We start from the raw sequence: 15,929 nt of genomic DNA on the forward strand, positions 1-15,929 counted from the left end.
GGCCTGTCGACCTCCTTGCAGGGCGGGAAAGCCGCCAGCATAGCCACTGGCAGCCCGACGCGCCTGCGAGCGCGGGTCAGACCGGCCAGGCCTCGCGGCGGTGGGCGGCGTCGAAGAACATCCACTCGTATCGCGAGGTCGTCACGAAATGCGCGCGCGCCACGGCTTCCTCGGCTGGGGTCAATTCCGGGCCGATCCGGTCGGTCAGGCCCAGCACCTCGGTGACGGTGGTCACGAAGTCCTCGCCGGCGTAGCTGTCGATCCAGAGTTGGTACCGGGGGTCGGTGGAGCCCTTTTCCAGCAGCCGGACGCCCACCTCCGCGTAGATCCAGTAGCAGGGGAGCACCGCCGCCAGACCGTCGGCGAAGCTGCCGCCGTAGGCGGTGGCCAGCAGATAGCTGCTGTAGGCCTGAGTGGCCGGGGTGACCGGTGCGGCGTCGACGGCCTCGATGCTCAGGCCCACCGCCGGAAGTAGTTCGCTGTGCAGCGCGAGTTCGACGTCGAAGACCTCCGCGGCATGGCGGGCGAACATCGCGGTCTCCGACAGCGTCGGCGCTTTCGCCGCGACCACCGCCAGGGTGCGCGCGTACGCCCGGAGATAGTGCACGTCCTGTGCGACGTACTGGGCGAAGGCGTCGGCGGGCAGGCTGCCGTCGGTGAGCCCGGTGACGAACGGGTGGGTGGTGATCGACTCGAACAGCGGCTCGATCTCCGTCCACAGCCGGGTGGACCAGGATCCGGGTTCGGCCGGGCCGATCCGCGGGGCGGAATTCCTCTGAGTCATGCCGAACATCCTCTCAGCGATGAGTTGTCGCCCTACGGTCGGTCAGTACCGGTGAACACAGTGAACCAACCTGCCGGAGGTGCCCAGATGACCGACACGACCGCTCTACCACCCGTGGTGGACGCCCGCAGCTGGCGCGAGGAACTCGACAAACTGCGGGCGCGTGAGAAGGCCGCCACCCGCGAGTTGGACGCCATCGCCGCTGCGCGGCGCCGGCTTCCGATGGTGCAGATGCCGGACTACACGCTGATCGGCGCGCAGGGCCCCGTCCGCCTCGCCGACGTCTTCGAGGGGCGCTCACAGCTCATCGTCTACAACCACATGTGGACCGACGGCGCCGAGTGGCAGTGCGGCGGCTGCACCGGCTACACCTCGCAGTTCACCCGCCTGGACTTCCTGGACAGCTACGACGCCCGGTTTGTCATCGTCACCTCGGGACCGATCGACGAGGCGCTGGCCTACCGCGACAAGGTCGGCAACCAGATGGAGTGGTACTCGTCATCGGAGAGCGCGTTCGCCACCGACGTCGACGCCGCACCCAACACCGGCTTCGCGGTCAACGTGTTCCTGCGCGACGGCGACACGGTGTACCGCACCTGGCATACCAACGGCCGCGGCACCGAGCAGCTCAGCCATACGTTTGCGCTCATCGACATCCTGCCGTGGGGCCGACAGGAGAGCTGGCAGGATTCGCCCGAGGGGTGGCCGCAGCAGCCGACCTACTCGGGGTGGCTGGATTCTCCGGACATCGCCCGCGCCTACGGCAACTCCGCACCACAGAGGACCTGAGCCGCGCGACCCCCGCGCGACGGCGCGGGCCGCGCTTGGCAGACTGTGACCATGGCTCAGATAACCCTGCGCGGAAACGCGATCAACACCGTCGGAGAACTACCCGCTGTCGGATCGCCGGCTCCGGCCTTCACGCTCACGGGCACCGATCTCGGCGCGGTCAGCGGCGAAGAATTCGCCGACAAGCCTCTGCTGCTGAACATCTTCCCATCGGTGGACACCCCCGTCTGCGCGGCGAGCGTGCGCACGTTCAACGAGCGCGCAGCGGCGAGCGGGGTGTCGGTGCTGTGTGTGTCCAAGGATCTGCCGTTCGCGCAGAAGCGGTTCTGCGGCGCCGAGGACATCGAGAACGTCAAAGCGGCGTCGGCGTTCCGCGACAGCTTCGGTGAGGACTACGGGATCACCATCGCCGACGGTCCGATGGCCGGTCTGCTCGCGCGCGCGGTCGTCGTGATCGGCGCCGACGGCAAGGTGTCCTACACCGAACTGGTGCCCGAGATCGGCCAGGAGCCCGACTACGACGCGGCGCTTTCAGCACTCCAGGCGTGAGCCGGGACACACCCTAAACGGCGGCGCGCCGCCATAGGTCACCGTTCGGTTCCGGAACCGCATCTGGTTGGTTCACCGTCCTGCGACGACGTCAAAACCCGCCTACGGGTGGTGTAGAAGTGGTCATAGTGACTGTTGTGAATCATTGAGTCCAGCGCCAGCGGGCGTTGGCGTCCGGAAAGCGATGGAAGTGCAATGCGACGCGTCCGTGTGTTTGTAGTCCTCCTGCTCGGTGTTGCCCTACTGGTGGCGACGCCGGGCCTTGCGACCGCTGACATCACGCGATCGGCGACCAACCAGAAGGCGGTCGAGCTGGTCATCGCCCGCGCGATGTCCCAGCGCGGTGTGCCGTTCGCCTACGGCGGTGGCGGTGCGTCGGGACCGAGCAAGGGCACCGTCACTGTCTCCGAGACTTTTGAAACTCCGGAAAATTCCGAAACTGCCGGGACTTCCGGGACCGATGAGACCCCTCCGGCGGACTCGGCCGCAGCCGATCTGGTGCCCGGGTTGAACCTGCCCGGCGTCACGCCGGACGTCGGAGCGCCCGCCCCGGAACCACGCCGCATCGAGGTCGTCGGCTTCGACGCGTCGGGTCTGATGGTGTATGCCTACGCCGGTGCCGGGGTGAAACTGCCGCGCTCATCGGGTGAGCAGTACAAGGTCGGCCAGAAAGTCGCGCCGGCGGCCGCACTGCCGGGCGACTTGATCTTCTACGGCCCCGAGGGAACTCAGAGCGTCGCGCTGTTCATCGGCAACGGGCAGATGGTCGAGACCACCGACGCCGGGGTGGCCGTCTCATCGGTCCGCACCGACAACATGGCGCCCTACCTGGTGCGCATCATCGCCTGATCGCACCGTCCGCCCAGAGCCCGGGCAGCCGAGATCGTCTGCTGCGCAGGCGGTCAGAGCCGTCCCGCTGGCCGGGCCCCGACGCCTAGACTTCAGGGATGAGTCGCGGTGCAGGTCCTGACATCGTCGCCGGCGAGGGTCTGCTGCAGATCGAGGACTGCCTCGACGCCGACGGTGAGATAGCGCTGCCGCCCGGCGTCACCTTGATCTCCCTGATCGACCGCAACATCGCCAACGTGGGTGACGCGATCGCCTACCGGTACCTGGATTTCACCGGCCCCGGCGACGGCCGGGCGCTCGAGATGACGTGGACCGGACTCGGGGTGCGCATGCGGGCCATCGGTGCCCGAGTTCAGCGTGTGACCTCGCGCGGGGACCGGGTGGCCGTCCTGGCGCCCCAGGGCCTCGACTACGTCGCCGGATTCTTCGGCGCGATCAGAGCCGGCGCCGTCGCCGTGCCCCTGTTCGCCCCCGAACTGCCCGGCCACGCGGAACGACTCGACACGGCGCTGCGGGACGCGCGTCCCTCCGCTGTGCTGTCCACCACGGCCGCACGCGCCGAGGTCGAGGCCTTCCTCGACAACAGGACCACCGACCTGGCTCGGCCGGACGTCATCGTGATCGACGAGATCCCCGACTCCGCGGCCGCCGACTTCCTCCCGACGAGCATCGAGGTCGACGATGTCTCTCACCTGCAGTACACCGGGGGCGCAACACGTCCCCCGGTGGGTGTGGAGATCACCCACCGCGCCGTGGGCACGAACCTGCTGCAGATGATCCTGTCGATCGACCTGGTCGACCGAAACACCCACGGCGTCAGTTGGTTGCCGCTCTACCACGACATGGGACTGTCGATGATCGGGTTCCCGGCGGTCTACGGTGGTCATTCCACGCTGATGTCGCCGACCGCGTTCATCCGCAGACCGCTGCGCTGGATCGAGGCGCTGTCCGCGGGATCGCGGAACGGACGCGTCGTGACCGCCGCACCGAACTTCGCCTACGAATGGGCCGCTGCGCGCGGGGTCCCCGCCGACGGCTCGGGCATCGACCTGAGCAACGTGGTGATGATCGTGGGTTCCGAACCGATCAGCATCGCAGCGATCAGCACGTTCCAGGATGCGTTCGCGCCGTTCGGTCTGCCGCCCAACGCGTTCAAGCCGTCCTACGGACTGGCCGAGGCCACGCTGTTCGTCTCGACCATCGAGCCGGCCGCACAGCCGAAGGTGGTGCACCTCGACCGGCGCCGCCTCGCCGACGGGTGGGCCGTGCGCGTCGAGCATGATCATCCCGGGGCGACGGCCCAGGTGTCGTGCGGTCACGTCGCCCGGTCCCAGCGGTGCGTGATCGTCGACCCGGACACCCGCACCCAGCTGCCGGACGGCCGGGTGGGCGAGATCTGGCTGCAGGGCGACAACGTCGGCCGCGGCTACTGGGGTCGGCCGGAGGACACCGAGCGCACCTTCCGAGCGCAGCTGAGCGCGCAAGGCGACACATCCGACGGTGATGCCGAGACCTGGCTACGGACCGGCGATCTCGGCTTCTTTCTGGATGGGGAGCTGTTCGTCACCGGCCGGATCGCCGACGTCGTCACCGCCGGCGGGCGCAGCCACTATCCGCAGGACATCGAGGCCACCGCCGCCGACGCATCGGCGATCATCCGGCGGGGTTATGCGGCGGCGTTCACCGTGGCCGGGAAGACCGGCCAGACCCTGGTCGTGGTGGCCGAGCGCGCCGCCAACACCGCCCGCGTGGATCCGTCAGCGGCGATCGCGGCGATCAAGGCTGCCGTGCTGCTCGAACACGGGGTACCGGTCGCCGATGTGCGTGTGGTGCCGGCCGGCTCGATTCCGCGGACCACAAGCGGCAAGCTCGCCCGGCGAGCCTGCCGCACCGACTATCTCGCAGGTGCGTTCGGCTGAGCGGTTCAGACCTGGGGTATCTCTCCGGCGAGACCGAGCATCAGGACCAGCCCCGGTAGGAGGTTGGTGACCTGGTGGGCGACGATGCTCGCCGTCAGGTTGTCGGCGTAGAGTCGCGCCAACCCGATCGGGAGGGCCACCACCAGCAGCAGCGGCGCCCTCGACCACTCCAGGTGGGCGATCGCGAAGACCACGGTCGTCACCGCCAGCGCCACCCAGCGTCCCCAACGCCGATCCACCGCACCCCAGAGCAATCCCCGGTAGACGATCTCTTCGCAGAACGGGGCGACGAAGACGACGACGACGAACACGACGACGGCCCACGCCCACGTACTGCGTGTTCCGCCGAACACCTGGCCCGCCGCAGAGTTGGCATCCTCTCCGACGATCCAGACCCACAGCAGCGCCGCGGGCAGGGTGACGAACAACCCGGCGACGCCGAACAGAAGGCCCAAACCCGCGCTGCGCCGCGACCATTGCAGCTTCAGGTCGATCCTCGGCCCGTTCCCGCGCAGTGTGGTGATCAGGATGGCCAGCCCGGCTGCCAGGAGCGTGGGCGTGGCGACGACCAGCACCACCTCCGAGATCGGAAGGCTCCCTTGGCCTCCCAGCAGGAAGGCGAGCGACAGCGACGACGCCAGGAACACAACTTCGACGAGCAGGAAGGCGCCGAGTCCCCAGCGGCGCGGGCGCAATGGCTGTACAGCGTCCACGACAGGGACGTTAACCCACTAGCTGATGGCCACGAACGGGCTGATCACGTCCCGGACGAACTGGGCGATGTTGATGGACGGGTTCTGGTCCGGGAAACTCACCGTCGCCAGGACGTTGCCACCTGCGTCGGCGAAGTTGCCGTCGGCACGGTCCTGATGTGACGACGAGGTCACCAGGATGATTCCCGACGCGCCCGCCTGTTCGGCCAGTGGCACCGAGAATCGGGCGTTCTGCACCGTGCTGTTGGCTCTGTCCTCGACGATGATCCGCTCGCGAGGGGTGCCGTACAGGCGCAGCATCTTGTCCATCTGCCCCGCTTCGGTGTTTCCGTTCCTCGGGTTGCCACCGGTCACGATGATGGGCGCCTGGGGGAAGATCTGGGCAACCGCCAGCCCGGCGAGAACCCGGGTGTGCAGGATCAGGCGCATCGTGCCGTTCGGCTTGAGACCGTAGCCGAGGATGACGATCGCCGGCTTGGAGAAGTCCTTGGCGACCAGCGGCGGGGCGGCGTGAGCGGGTCCCGCCGACACACCTGGCAGCACAAGCGCCGCAGCCAGCACCACGGCGAGGACCACCGCGCGGCCTGCGGCGCCCCGGTGCTTCACAGCTTTTCGTGGAGTCATCGTCAATTTCATCGCCGCGGCGCGCCGAGTCATTACGGTCCGGTCTCAAAGCACCAACAATGCAGTGATCATCGAGGGTCGCCGACCGCGCGATCAGCCACTACGTGATCTCGTGGAACGTGATGGCTTCCTACCGCGCGTTCCCTGCCCGCGTCGTTCTCGCGACGGGTGTCTGCACGGCCCTGCTCACCGTCGCAGCACCCTCGGCGTCCGCTGCACCCCCGTTCGACAGCCAGGGATATCTCAACTCGACGGCACGGTGCAGCGCACCGGACACTGTGGTCGTTTTCGGGAGCACCGCTAGCTCACGGGTGGCGATCTGCGAAAGCGACGACGGTGATTACGAGTACCGGGGGGTGCGGGTGCGCGATGGCGCCAGGTTGATCACGCCGGCCTCACGATCCTCCGACGGCACCTTCACCGCCACCAACGACGGCATCGAGTACATGGTGACGTCGAGCGCTCTGGTCATCAGCGCCGGCACGCGGGTGATCCGTGACGAGGCGATGCTGGACTTCCACCGCGCGGGTACGACCACAGCGCCCAGCGAGGTGACGGCGCCGACCACACCGAGCACGCCGCTGCCGCCACCGCTACCGGCCGAAGAAGGCGCCGGCAGCTGACTGCTGATGTGACCCGCCGATCGCGCTCGGCGTCGCGAATTCGGTAGGTGCAGGCCCGAACGGCCACGAATTGCGTTCCAGAAACCGCGCAACATTTGCTGAAGACGGTACGTGCATTAACTGACGCCCTCGTCAGCAAACTCATTTTGGTGAAGCAATCCGCCGTGCCAGGTAGACAATCGGCCACAATGTCGATACGTTTCGTGCGGGTCGGGGCCAGCACAGCAACATGGAGAAGCCTCATGCCCACAATGGCACATTCCTATTTCACCGCGGGCGTCGCGCTGGTCGGGGCCGGCGTCATATCCGCGGCGCCGGTCGCCACGCCGCAGCCCGATTCGCGGTCGGCAAGCTGGGACGTCAGCTTGGCCGCGGCGACGCAGACTTGCGCAGAGGGGGCCGCGAGCGCCCTGTGCAGTGAACCGGCGGAGCTACCCGGTGCGGCACCCTTCGCCGCCACCGCGGACAGCAGCGGCCTCGTCAACATCCCGGCGAATCTGTTTATAGCCCTGGCGAATACGCCGTTCAACTTCTTCAATGCACTGGGCGAGGGCAACGTGCAACTGGGGTCGGATCCCGAGGGCGAATTCAGCTTTCAACCCACCTACGAGGGCGTCACGCTGACCCAACCCGAGGGCAGCGTCCCGGGCCTGGGCAGGAACCTGCGGTACACCGGCAGTTGGTGGCTCTACAGCCAGACCAACATCCTCGGCACCGACCCCGCCGACCCATCCAGATACCAGGCGATCACCAACATCCTGGTCCCGTTCCCGGCGCTGGCCGTGCCGCTGGGCAACATCTTCGCTGCGATCGCCGCCTCGCAACTGCCGATGCACACCGGGTGCACCGGAACCGGCCCCGGCGCGTGTGACGACCCGGTCGGCATTCTGAGCAAAATGTTCGACCTTCGTAATGTCGCTGCACTGTTTTCGCCAGAGGGATACACCTATCCCGAGACTCGGGCAGGCATCACCTGTAACGAGGATGGGCAGTGCTACGTGAAGGACGAGGACGGACCCGAGGTGCCGTGGTCGGGGCAGACGGTCAAGCTGGACGCGACAGAACCGTTCACCAGCTTCTACGACAGCCTGACCGAGACACCGGATGTGTCCTCGATCCAACCGGTCACCCCCGAGTTGGTCACCGGAAGCCTGGTCAGCCTCGGCAGCGGACTGAACACCGCGTTCAACCCCTTCGTGCTGGGCACCCAGTGCGCGATCTGCGCCCCGTTCGTCCCCAATCCGGACAACGAGCCGGTGCCCGGGCCGGTCTTCGAGGACCCCGACGCCACCGAGCCGGCCACCGCGGCAGCCTCCACGCCGGTGGAGAACACCGCCGCGGTCGAATCGGCGCAAGCCGACGCAGCGACAACCGACATCGACATCGACACTGCCGCTGATGTTGACGCTGATGTCGACGAGGAGCCGGCGAAAACCGGTCCCAGGCACCGCAAGCCCAGCGCCGCGAGCGAAACCGTGAAGCAGGTGCGCAGCAGCATCAGCTCCACGATCTCCAAGGTCACCGACAGCTTCAAGAAGCCGGGCTCCAAGATCGGTCAGTCGGACGACTCCTCGGCCGGGAAGGACAGCGACTCCGCCTCGGATTCGGGTTCGGACAAGAGCGACTCGGATTCGGGCAGCGACGACTGAGTCACCGGGTCACAGGTACGGGTCGGCCCACGCACTGATGATGCGGGCCGCTCGTGCCGCCTGATTCTTCTCGGTGAGCAGGTGGTCGGCACCTTCGAGCGACACGAAACTGCGGGGGTGCCGCGCGGTGCGGAAGATCTCGCTGGCGTTCTCGATGCCCACCGTGTTGTCGGTGGGGGAGTGCATGACAAGAAGCGCCCGCCGCAGGGTGCTGATGCACTCGCGCAGATCGGTGGCGCGGATGTCCTCGATGAAGTGCCGACGCAGGGTGAGCGCCTTGCCGCCGATCAGGAACGGTGCCTGACCCTCGGCCTCGATCCGTTCTACAAGGGCGTCGTAGTTGTGTTCGACGTGCGCGGGTTCGAAGGGCGCCCCGACGGTGACCACGGCAGTGACGCTCGGGCAGCTGTGCGCCGCCGAGATCACCGCCGACCCGCCGAAGGAGTGGCCGACGAGAAGCCGGACCTCACGCCCCGATTCGTTCATGAACCCCACCGCACGGACGGTGTCGGCGACCTTGTGGGAAAACGAACCGTCGCCCCAGTCACCTTCGGAGTCCCCGAGGCCGAGGTTGTCGAAGCGCAGCATGCCGATGCCCTCACTGGCCAGCTGCTTGCAGATCCGGCTCGCCGCCGGCGAGTCCTTGCTGAGGGTGAACCCGTGGGCGAAAACCCCCCATCCCCGAACGTCGCCTTCGGGTGGGTCGATCAGACCGGCACACGTCGGGCCGGTGCTACTGGGGAACGTGAAGCGTTCTGCCACGTGGCCATCCTGTCACCGCCGGGGGCGCCGATGCCATCACCCTCCGCGACCTCGCCGCCGCCGACGGGCACAAAACGACATCCGCACGCGTTGCCCAGGTGCGACAGTCCAAGCCAGGAGGTAGGCGTGAAGGTTCGGTTCGGAGTCAATCTCAGCGCCGATGTCGCCCCCGATCAGCTGCCCGGGTTCGTCGATGAACTCGAGGGGGCCGGCGTCGACTCGCTGTGGTTCTCCGAACTCGTCTACTCGCCGGCGGTGGACCCGTTCGTCGGCATGACGTATGCGTTGGCGCGCACGACGACGCTGAAGGTCGGCACCTCGGTCGCGGTGCTGCCCGGCCGCCACCCGGTGCTGGTCGCCAAACAGTTGGCGTCACTGGCCGCACTCGCACCGAAGCGGGTCCTTCCGGTATTCGGACTGCGCTCGGCGATCCCCACCGAGCGCGACCTGTTCGTCGTCCCGGACGGACAGCGCGCAGCGGTGTTCGACGAGTCACTGGCGTTGCTGCGCACCGTTCTGCGCGACCGCGACGTCACGTTCGACGGACGGTTCTTCACCGTGCGGGACGCCGATATCCTCCCGAAACCAGCTGCACCGGTGGGCATCTGGCTAGGTGGCGCCAGCCCGGCGGCATTCAGGCGGATCGGCCGCTACGGTGACGGCTGGCTGGGCAGCTTCGTCACGCCCGCCGAAGCGCGCCGGGCCCGCCTCGACATCGACGCTGCCGCCGACGCGGCGGGGCGCCGTGTGCCGGCGGATCATTTCGGGATCAATCTGGCTGTGGGAGAGGGCGAATTACCCGCGCCGGTCCTGGCAGCCGTCCGCAAGCGGCGGCCCGATCTCGACCCGACAGAGCTCGTCGCGGCCGACTGGGTGCAGCTGCATCGGCAGATCGACGACTACATCGCCGCGGGTCTGACGAAGTTCGTGATCAGACCGGCCGGACGCATCGGCAGCGAGGCGTTCCTCGAGTCCTTCGTCAGGGAACTGCTTCCTCGACAGAATTGAGTCCGTGGACTGTGCCACGTCTGTGCGGTTCAGCGCAGGTTTTCGGAGACCCACGCGCGCAGCGCCTTTCGGTCGAGTTTGCCGCTGGCGAGCGTCGGGATGTCAGCGCTGGACGCGGTGATCCACCGTGTCGGCACCTTGTAGGAGGACAGCACGTCGCGGCTGCGGCGCGCCAGCGACTCCACGTCGAGGTCGCCGTCGGCGGGCACGAGCACGGCGCACACCTCTTCGCCGCGCTCTGGGTGGTCGACGCCCATCACCACGCACTGCGCCACCTCCTCGAAATCCCCGATGACCGCCTCGACCTCCAATGGGGAGACATTGGCTCCGGATGTCTTGATGAGCTCGCTGGTGCGGCCGACGTAGAACAGTCGGGGGTCACCGGCGTTGCGGTAGACCCGATCTCCGGTGTGGTACCACCCGTCGGCGTCGAACGTCTCACTGCGTTCCCGCTTGTTGTACCCCGCCATCACGCCGATACCGCGGACCAGCAACTCGCCGACCGTTCCGTCGCCGACGGGCATCCCGGTCTCGTCGACGATCTTCATCTCCGTGTAGGCGAATCCGCCGGCGGTCTCGGACATGGTGCGGTGGACGGGGAAGCCGTCGGGGACGTCGGTCATGGCGATGTCCAACGGGCCGTCGCGCAACATCGGCGCGGCAGACAGGTCCCGGCCCGGGAAGCTGGGGTGTTCCCGCATCCGCTGGGTGAACGCCGGCCATCCCACGATCCCGGTAGCTCCCTCCGTTTCAGCGAGGTCGAGCGCGGTTCCGGCGTCGAGTCCGGGCATCACGAGCAGCGTCACGGGTTCGTGTAGTGCGCCGGTGGCGGCAAGCACGCCGCCGATCCAGAAGAACGGCATCGCGCACAGAATCACCGGCGACGACGAGGCTGAGCCGGTGATCGCGCGGATCGCTGCGGGCCACGTCGAGGTCTGTCTGGCCAGTGTGCCGTGGGTGTGCAGCACGCCCTTCGGGTCGGCGGTGGATCCAGAGGTGTGCACCATGATCGCAAGGTCGGCCGGCGAGACCTCGTTCTCGGCAGAAGTGAGGACATGGGCGGGGAGGCGGTCCGCGTCGGTGTCGCTGTGACTGCCCGACCACTGTCGCCGGCTGTCGCCGGTCAGCACGATCCGTCGCAGGAACGGCGCGCGATCCAACTCCAGCCGCTCCGCAGTCTGTCCGGTCAGCTCCGGAAAGGCCGCTTCGAGCCGCTCCGCGACGTCGATGTCGAGCACCCGACTGGGGGCGATCAGCAGGCCGATGTCGGCCAGCCTGACGACCTTGGCGATCTCGGCCGGACGATACATGGTGCTCAACGGCACCGCGACGGCCCCGATCCGCGACACAGCGAGCCACCAGGTCACCCATTCGGCGCCGTTCGGGAAGAACAAGCCCACGCGGGTCCCCTTGCCGACTCCCCGGGCGAGCAACCACCGGGCCAGCTCGGCCGAGCGCCGGTCCGCCGACGAGTAGGTGAGCCGCTCCGTGGGAGTGACCAGGTAGGTGCGGGAGGCGAACTCCCGAACCGCATGCGCGAGCAGCGCCGGTACCGTCAGCGGTGGTTGGTGCACATGCCGATCATCTCCAACCGCCGCCACGGCGTGTCACTCCGGTGTCCGGTCGACCGTCTTTACGGCGCGGGCAAGCAGCCAGGCTCGGCCGTGCGCTTCCTCGCCCGCGATCACGTCCAGACCGGCGAACGCCCGTCGCAGCTCGCCGGCCCTGGCCCGGAAGGATCCCGGTGATGCTCCGACTTCGCTCAGCGCGCTGACCGCGAGCAGGCCACCGGGGGCGATCCGGCCGATGATGGCCTGATCCAGGCGCGCATCGCGAAACATGTTGCAGATCAACACGTCTGCAGGACTCCCCGCGGGAAGACCGTTGTCGAGGTCGCAGACCTGGAAGTGGCACCGGGCGGTCACCCCACATCGTTCGGCCAGCGCGCGGGCGTGCGAGATCGCCACCGCGGATACGTCACAGCCCCAGACCGCCATTCCGCGCTGCGCCAGCCACACGGCGGCTCCGCCGGTTCCGCATGCCAGGTCCAGTGCGCAGCCGGTCGTCGGGAACTCGTCCGCGAACGGCTGGAACACGGCAGGTAGCGCGGGTTCGTCGAGCGTCACCAAGCCGCGGTCGGTGTAGCGCCGGTCCCAGCGGACGCGATCCTCGTCGGACATCGAACCAAGGTTAGGGCTTCCAGGTGAGGGCTCTGCCGCGGCCGGCAGGCGATGACTCCGCCGCGGCGCACGAGTCTGTATGACGAAATGCCCGCAGACGTCAGGAGAGAGTAGTGACCTCGAAAGCCGCAAGTGTGTGGTCGGTCGTGCACGCCGAACGCGCTCAACTGGTTTCCGACCTCCGCACTGTGCGTGCCGAGGCGTGGTCGACGCCGTCGCTGTGTGCGGGATGGACCGTGCACGACGTCCTCGCTCATGTCCTCGACACGGCGAAGACCTCGAGGACGCGCTTCATTCGCCGGATGATTGCCTCGAGGTTCGACTTCGACGGGGACAACGCCGCAGGTGTCGCACGGGAGCGGCGCCCCGATCCAGCCGCCACACTCGACGCCCTGGACGCGGCCGTCGGACTGACACTCACGCCACCGGCCGCCCGCGCAACTCGGCTGGTGGAGGCCATCGTCCACGGCGAGGACATCCGCAGACCGCTGGGGATCGCTGCCGCTTACCCGCCTGCCGCAGTGGCGACGGCGCTGGCGTATCAGGCCAGGACCGCTGTTTCGTTCCACGGCGGACGCGAGAGGGTGCAGGGCTTACGCCTCGTCGCGACGGATACCGGCATCGAGATCGGAGACGGTCCGGAGGTCCGCGGATCCGCCATAGACCTCCTCGTGGTCACCTCCGGGCGCCGGCCGCCGGAGTGCACGCTCGAGGGCCCTGGTGCCGCCCGTCTGCTCGCAGCGACGCGGTGAGCCCTGGTGCCCGGTCGCGTTGTCAGCCGATCATGTCGGTGACCGACGGGCCGACGCGCCACTGCTCCACCACCGGCGTCACCGCGTCCACGAGCAGTGGGAGTTGAGGCGCCATAGCCAGGCACGCAACCGCCGCGAGCAGAGCGGCCGCCTCCGTGACCCGTAATACTCGCTCGTCCACCGGGCGCAGCCCCAGGCGTCGCGCCGCATCGTTGTAGGCGGCCACCGCCTCGGGTCCTGCCATCGCGAGGTCGGACTCGACCGGGCCGGTGGTGACGAGTTCGAAGTCGGACCACAGCTCGCCGTCTGTGGTGCAGATCAGGTTGTGGAAAGGCGCGTCGCCGTGGATAGTCTGCAGGTCAGCCCCAGGGAATGCCTTTGCGGAGGCGGTTCGAGAGGCAAACACCGAAGCAATCAGCGACCATTCCCGTTGGGCCCGTGCATGATCGGCAGGGCTCAGCAGATCGGGTCGGTGTCCGAGTTCACCGAGCCCGTCGGGGATGTAGTCGTTGAACGGTGTCCAGAAGCCGAGATGGCTGCCGTCGTACCCGCGCAACGCGGCGTGCAGACGAGCGGTCGCCTCGAAGCGTCGTTCCACGTCGAGCACGGCATCCGGCACCTCCTCGACGAACTCCCAGAACGTCATCGAGAACCCTTCGCGGCGAACGGGTTCACGCGGAACCAGGGAACTCGGCGCAACCACGGGATGGCCGTGATCGGCCAGCCACCCTGCCACCGCGATCTCCGAGCGCTGCTGGGCGGTCTGCCGCGCGGGAGATTCGAGGTAGGAGCGCGGCAGGACCGTCGGGACGCGAACCACCACGGGAGCCGGGGCGAGATGGACGATCACCGAGAACAGGTCGTAGAGCACCCGGGGTTCGTCCACGGGTAACCCGTAACCGCGGCCGGTTGCCGTCGCGGCTTCCACGGCGCGTGCCGTCCGCGCGGCGATCTCGTCGGGAGTCAACACCGTCCCCAGTCTGACGCCTCCGCCCGGGGTGCGTCGAGCCGATTTCCGCGCACCGTCCGCCACCGGACTACGGTCGGGTGTCATGACGAACCGCCGCATGAGGGTGCTGATCATCGGGGGCGGCTTCGGTGGTCTCTTCTGTGCGCGGCGGCTGGGCGGCACCGACGTCGACGTGACCCTGCTCGACCGGGCCGCCGGTCACCTGTTCCAGCCGCTGCTCTACCAGTGCGCCACCGGGACGCTGAGCATCGGCCAGATCAGCCGCCCGCTGCGCGAGCAGTTCGCCCGACACCGCAACATCACCACACTGCTCGGCGAGGCCATCGAACTCGACGCGGGTTCGCGCCGGGTGACCGCCCGGCGACCCGATGAGACGACCTTCACCATCGACTACGACGTGCTCGTCGTTGCGGTCGGCATGCAGCAGTCCTACTTCGGCAACGCCCACATCGCACGGTGGGCGCCGGGGATGAAGACCCTCGATGACGCGCTGAGCATCCGTCAGCGGCTGTTCACCGCGTTCGAGATCGCCGAGACGCTGCCGCCGGGCGCAGCGCGGGACAGCTGGCTCACCTTCGCCGTCGCCGGCGGTGGTCCCACGGGGGTGGAACTGGCCGGGCAGATCCGGGAGATGGCGACCAGGACGTTGGCCAACGAGTTCCACAGCATCGCCCCCGAGGATGCCAGGGTGGTGTTGTTCGACGGCGGAGACCGGGTGCTGAAGACCTTCGCTCCGGACCTTTCCAGCAAGGCCGCCGGCACTCTGCAACGGCTCGGCGTGGAGTTGTGCCTGGGCGTGCACGTCACCGATGTGGGCCGGGAGGGAGTGACCGTCTCACCGAAGGCCGGCGGCCCGGATGAGGAGTACGCAGCCAGGACCGTGTTGTGGACCGCCGGGGTCGAAGCGGTGCCCTTTGCACGACACGTCGCCGACGTGGTCGGCGCCGAATCCGACCGCTCCGGTCGGATCCACGTCGAACCCGACCTGTCGGTGCCGGGACACCCGGAGATCTTCGTCATCGGCGATCTCGTCGGCCGCGACAAGCTGCCGGGCGTCGCCGAGAACGCGATGCAGGGAGGGCTGCACGTCGCCGCCTGCATCCGGCGCGAGCTCGAGGGAAAAGCCCGCAGGCCGTACCGCTACCGTGACCTGGGCTCCGCGGCGTACATCAGCCGGGGAAACGCCCTGTTGCAGATCGGCCCCATCAAGGTTGCCGGCTTCCCGGGCTGGTTGGCGTGGGGGCTGCTGCACATCGCATTTCTCACCGGTGTCAGCAATCGCATCAGCACCGTCGTCACCTGGTTGGCCACCATCGCGCGCACCAACCGCCGCCACCACCGAGCGTTCATGCTCGGCGACAGCCACACCACCTCCGAGCAGCGCTACACCTGGGCGACATGTGACGACCATCCGTCCCGGCCACAGCCAGGATCGGAGATCGAGAACTAGCGCCGAAGTGCGGCCGTCGTGGGCGGACTCACCGCCGGCGCCCTCGGTTTCGGCGCCGCCACCGCCACTGCGCAACCCGGCTGGACACCGCCGCCGGTGCCGCCTGCCGGTCCGGACACCGGACAGCCGCCGGCGTGGGCACCGCCGCAACCAGTGCCGCCGCTGTGGGCCCAGGGCCACCCCCAGGTCTGGGACGAGGGTTGGCAGCAATGGGGCGTGTGGATGAACGGCGTGTTCATCCCGACGTACTGATCACGTCCGAACGGCGACCACCGCAGAACTTCCGGATCTGCGGTGGTCGACTCGTT

The 15,929-nt window shown here is 68.1% G+C and carries 17 protein-coding genes; 10 read left to right on the forward strand and 7 right to left on the reverse strand.

The features are described 5' to 3' along the window. Positions 1–76: 76 nt before the first annotated feature. Positions 77–784 carry a thiaminase II gene (gene tenA / locus G6N53_RS19735; protein ID WP_205390418.1) on the reverse strand — a complete coding sequence of 236 codons (708 nt, stop codon included), beginning with the start codon at positions 782–784 and terminating at the stop codon, positions 77–79. Between the two features lie 87 nt (positions 785–871). Between tenA and G6N53_RS19740 the strand changes: the two genes are divergently transcribed. The 4 genes from G6N53_RS19740 to G6N53_RS19755 all read left to right on the forward strand — a co-directional run bounded on the left by G6N53_RS19740 (position 872) and on the right by G6N53_RS19755 (position 4,890). Continuing rightward, positions 872–1,573, forward strand: coding sequence for a DUF899 domain-containing protein (locus G6N53_RS19740; protein ID WP_163891209.1), 702 nt, complete (start codon positions 872–874; stop codon positions 1,571–1,573). Positions 1,574–1,624: 51 nt separating this feature from the next. Next, a complete protein-coding gene (gene tpx / locus G6N53_RS19745; protein ID WP_163891211.1) occupies positions 1,625–2,122 on the forward strand; it encodes a thiol peroxidase in 498 nt (165 codons plus the stop codon). Between the two features lie 195 nt (positions 2,123–2,317). After that, positions 2,318–2,971, forward strand: a complete 654-nt coding sequence (gene ripD / locus G6N53_RS19750; RefSeq protein ID WP_163891213.1) for an NlpC/P60 family peptidoglycan-binding protein RipD — start codon at positions 2,318–2,320, stop codon at positions 2,969–2,971. 98 nt (positions 2,972–3,069) lie between these two features. Further along, a complete protein-coding gene (locus G6N53_RS19755; protein WP_163891215.1) occupies positions 3,070–4,890 on the forward strand; it encodes a fatty acyl-AMP ligase in 1,821 nt (606 codons plus the stop codon). A 5-nt stretch (positions 4,891–4,895) separates the two neighbouring features. Here the strand turns inward: G6N53_RS19755 and G6N53_RS19760 are convergent, their stop codons facing one another. Both G6N53_RS19760 and G6N53_RS19765 read right to left on the reverse strand, forming a co-directional pair. Beyond that, positions 4,896–5,603 carry a CPBP family intramembrane glutamic endopeptidase gene (locus tag G6N53_RS19760; protein ID WP_237166578.1) on the reverse strand — a complete coding sequence of 236 codons (708 nt, stop codon included), beginning with the start codon at positions 5,601–5,603 and terminating at the stop codon, positions 4,896–4,898. 18 nt (positions 5,604–5,621) lie between these two features. Next, positions 5,622–6,227 carry a YdcF family protein gene (locus tag G6N53_RS19765; protein WP_163891217.1) on the reverse strand — a complete coding sequence of 202 codons (606 nt, stop codon included), beginning with the start codon at positions 6,225–6,227 and terminating at the stop codon, positions 5,622–5,624. A 122-nt stretch (positions 6,228–6,349) separates the two neighbouring features. Between G6N53_RS19765 and G6N53_RS19770 the strand changes: the two genes are divergently transcribed. Both G6N53_RS19770 and G6N53_RS19775 read left to right on the forward strand, forming a co-directional pair. Then, on the forward strand, positions 6,350–6,850 hold the full coding sequence (locus G6N53_RS19770; protein ID WP_163891219.1) for a hypothetical protein: 501 nt from the start codon (positions 6,350–6,352) through the stop codon (positions 6,848–6,850). Between the two features lie 242 nt (positions 6,851–7,092). After that, a complete protein-coding gene (locus G6N53_RS19775) occupies positions 7,093–8,499 on the forward strand; it encodes a hypothetical protein (RefSeq protein WP_163891221.1) in 1,407 nt (468 codons plus the stop codon). 9 nt (positions 8,500–8,508) lie between these two features. Here G6N53_RS19775 and G6N53_RS19780 read toward each other — a convergent pair whose 3' ends face one another. Beyond that, positions 8,509–9,261 (reverse strand): alpha/beta hydrolase family protein, encoded by a 753-nt coding sequence (locus G6N53_RS19780; RefSeq protein WP_163891222.1) that lies wholly within the window; start codon positions 9,259–9,261, stop codon positions 8,509–8,511. 126 nt (positions 9,262–9,387) lie between these two features. Between G6N53_RS19780 and G6N53_RS19785 the strand changes: the two genes are divergently transcribed. Then, positions 9,388–10,269 (forward strand): TIGR03854 family LLM class F420-dependent oxidoreductase, encoded by an 882-nt coding sequence (locus G6N53_RS19785; protein WP_163891223.1) that lies wholly within the window; start codon positions 9,388–9,390, stop codon positions 10,267–10,269. Positions 10,270–10,298: 29 nt separating this feature from the next. Here the strand turns inward: G6N53_RS19785 and G6N53_RS19790 are convergent, their stop codons facing one another. Continuing rightward, positions 10,299–11,843 (reverse strand): class I adenylate-forming enzyme family protein, encoded by a 1,545-nt coding sequence (locus tag G6N53_RS19790; RefSeq protein WP_163891224.1) that lies wholly within the window; start codon positions 11,841–11,843, stop codon positions 10,299–10,301. A gap of 33 nt (positions 11,844–11,876) precedes the next feature. Then, the gene (locus tag G6N53_RS19795) at positions 11,877–12,449 is read right to left on the reverse strand and encodes a class I SAM-dependent methyltransferase (RefSeq protein ID WP_163891225.1); all 573 of its coding nucleotides are present in this window, start codon (positions 12,447–12,449) and stop codon (positions 11,877–11,879) included. Positions 12,450–12,562: 113 nt separating this feature from the next. Here G6N53_RS19795 and G6N53_RS19800 point away from each other — a divergent pair, with 113 nt between their 5' ends. Continuing rightward, positions 12,563–13,201 carry a maleylpyruvate isomerase family mycothiol-dependent enzyme gene (locus G6N53_RS19800; RefSeq protein WP_163891227.1) on the forward strand — a complete coding sequence of 213 codons (639 nt, stop codon included), beginning with the start codon at positions 12,563–12,565 and terminating at the stop codon, positions 13,199–13,201. Positions 13,202–13,223: 22 nt separating this feature from the next. Here G6N53_RS19800 and G6N53_RS19805 read toward each other — a convergent pair whose 3' ends face one another. Beyond that, positions 13,224–14,171, reverse strand: a complete 948-nt coding sequence (locus tag G6N53_RS19805; protein WP_163891230.1) for an aminoglycoside phosphotransferase family protein — start codon at positions 14,169–14,171, stop codon at positions 13,224–13,226. Between the two features lie 82 nt (positions 14,172–14,253). Here G6N53_RS19805 and G6N53_RS19810 point away from each other — a divergent pair, with 82 nt between their 5' ends. Then, entirely contained in the window at positions 14,254–15,621 is a 1,368-nt protein-coding gene (locus tag G6N53_RS19810; protein WP_163891232.1) for an NAD(P)/FAD-dependent oxidoreductase, read from the forward strand. Between the two features lie 18 nt (positions 15,622–15,639). Next, a complete protein-coding gene (locus G6N53_RS19815) occupies positions 15,640–15,873 on the forward strand; it encodes a hypothetical protein (RefSeq protein ID WP_163891234.1) in 234 nt (77 codons plus the stop codon). The last annotated feature ends 56 nt before the right edge of the window (positions 15,874–15,929 follow it).

This window comes from Mycolicibacterium hippocampi (assembly GCF_010723735.1).
Taxonomy (GTDB): Bacteria; Actinomycetota; Actinomycetes; order Mycobacteriales; family Mycobacteriaceae; genus Mycobacterium; species Mycobacterium hippocampi.

Excerpts from the sequence above, each read along its gene's own strand:
- tenA (WP_205390418.1), bottom strand. The coding sequence starts at position 784 with ATGACTCAGAGGAATTCCGCCCCGCGGATCGGCCCGGCCGAACCCGGA.
- G6N53_RS19740 (WP_163891209.1), top strand. The coding sequence starts at position 872 with ATGACCGACACGACCGCTCTACCACCCGTGGTGGACGCCCGCAGCTGG.
- tpx (WP_163891211.1), top strand. The coding sequence starts at position 1,625 with ATGGCTCAGATAACCCTGCGCGGAAACGCGATCAACACCGTCGGAGAA.
- ripD (WP_163891213.1), top strand. The coding sequence starts at position 2,318 with ATGCGACGCGTCCGTGTGTTTGTAGTCCTCCTGCTCGGTGTTGCCCTA.
- G6N53_RS19755 (WP_163891215.1), top strand. The coding sequence starts at position 3,070 with ATGAGTCGCGGTGCAGGTCCTGACATCGTCGCCGGCGAGGGTCTGCTG.
- G6N53_RS19765 (WP_163891217.1), bottom strand. The coding sequence starts at position 6,227 with ATGACTCCACGAAAAGCTGTGAAGCACCGGGGCGCCGCAGGCCGCGCG.
- G6N53_RS19770 (WP_163891219.1), top strand. The coding sequence starts at position 6,350 with ATGGCTTCCTACCGCGCGTTCCCTGCCCGCGTCGTTCTCGCGACGGGT.
- G6N53_RS19775 (WP_163891221.1), top strand. The coding sequence starts at position 7,093 with ATGCCCACAATGGCACATTCCTATTTCACCGCGGGCGTCGCGCTGGTC.
- G6N53_RS19795 (WP_163891225.1), bottom strand. The coding sequence starts at position 12,449 with ATGTCCGACGAGGATCGCGTCCGCTGGGACCGGCGCTACACCGACCGC.
- G6N53_RS19810 (WP_163891232.1), top strand. The coding sequence starts at position 14,254 with ATGACGAACCGCCGCATGAGGGTGCTGATCATCGGGGGCGGCTTCGGT.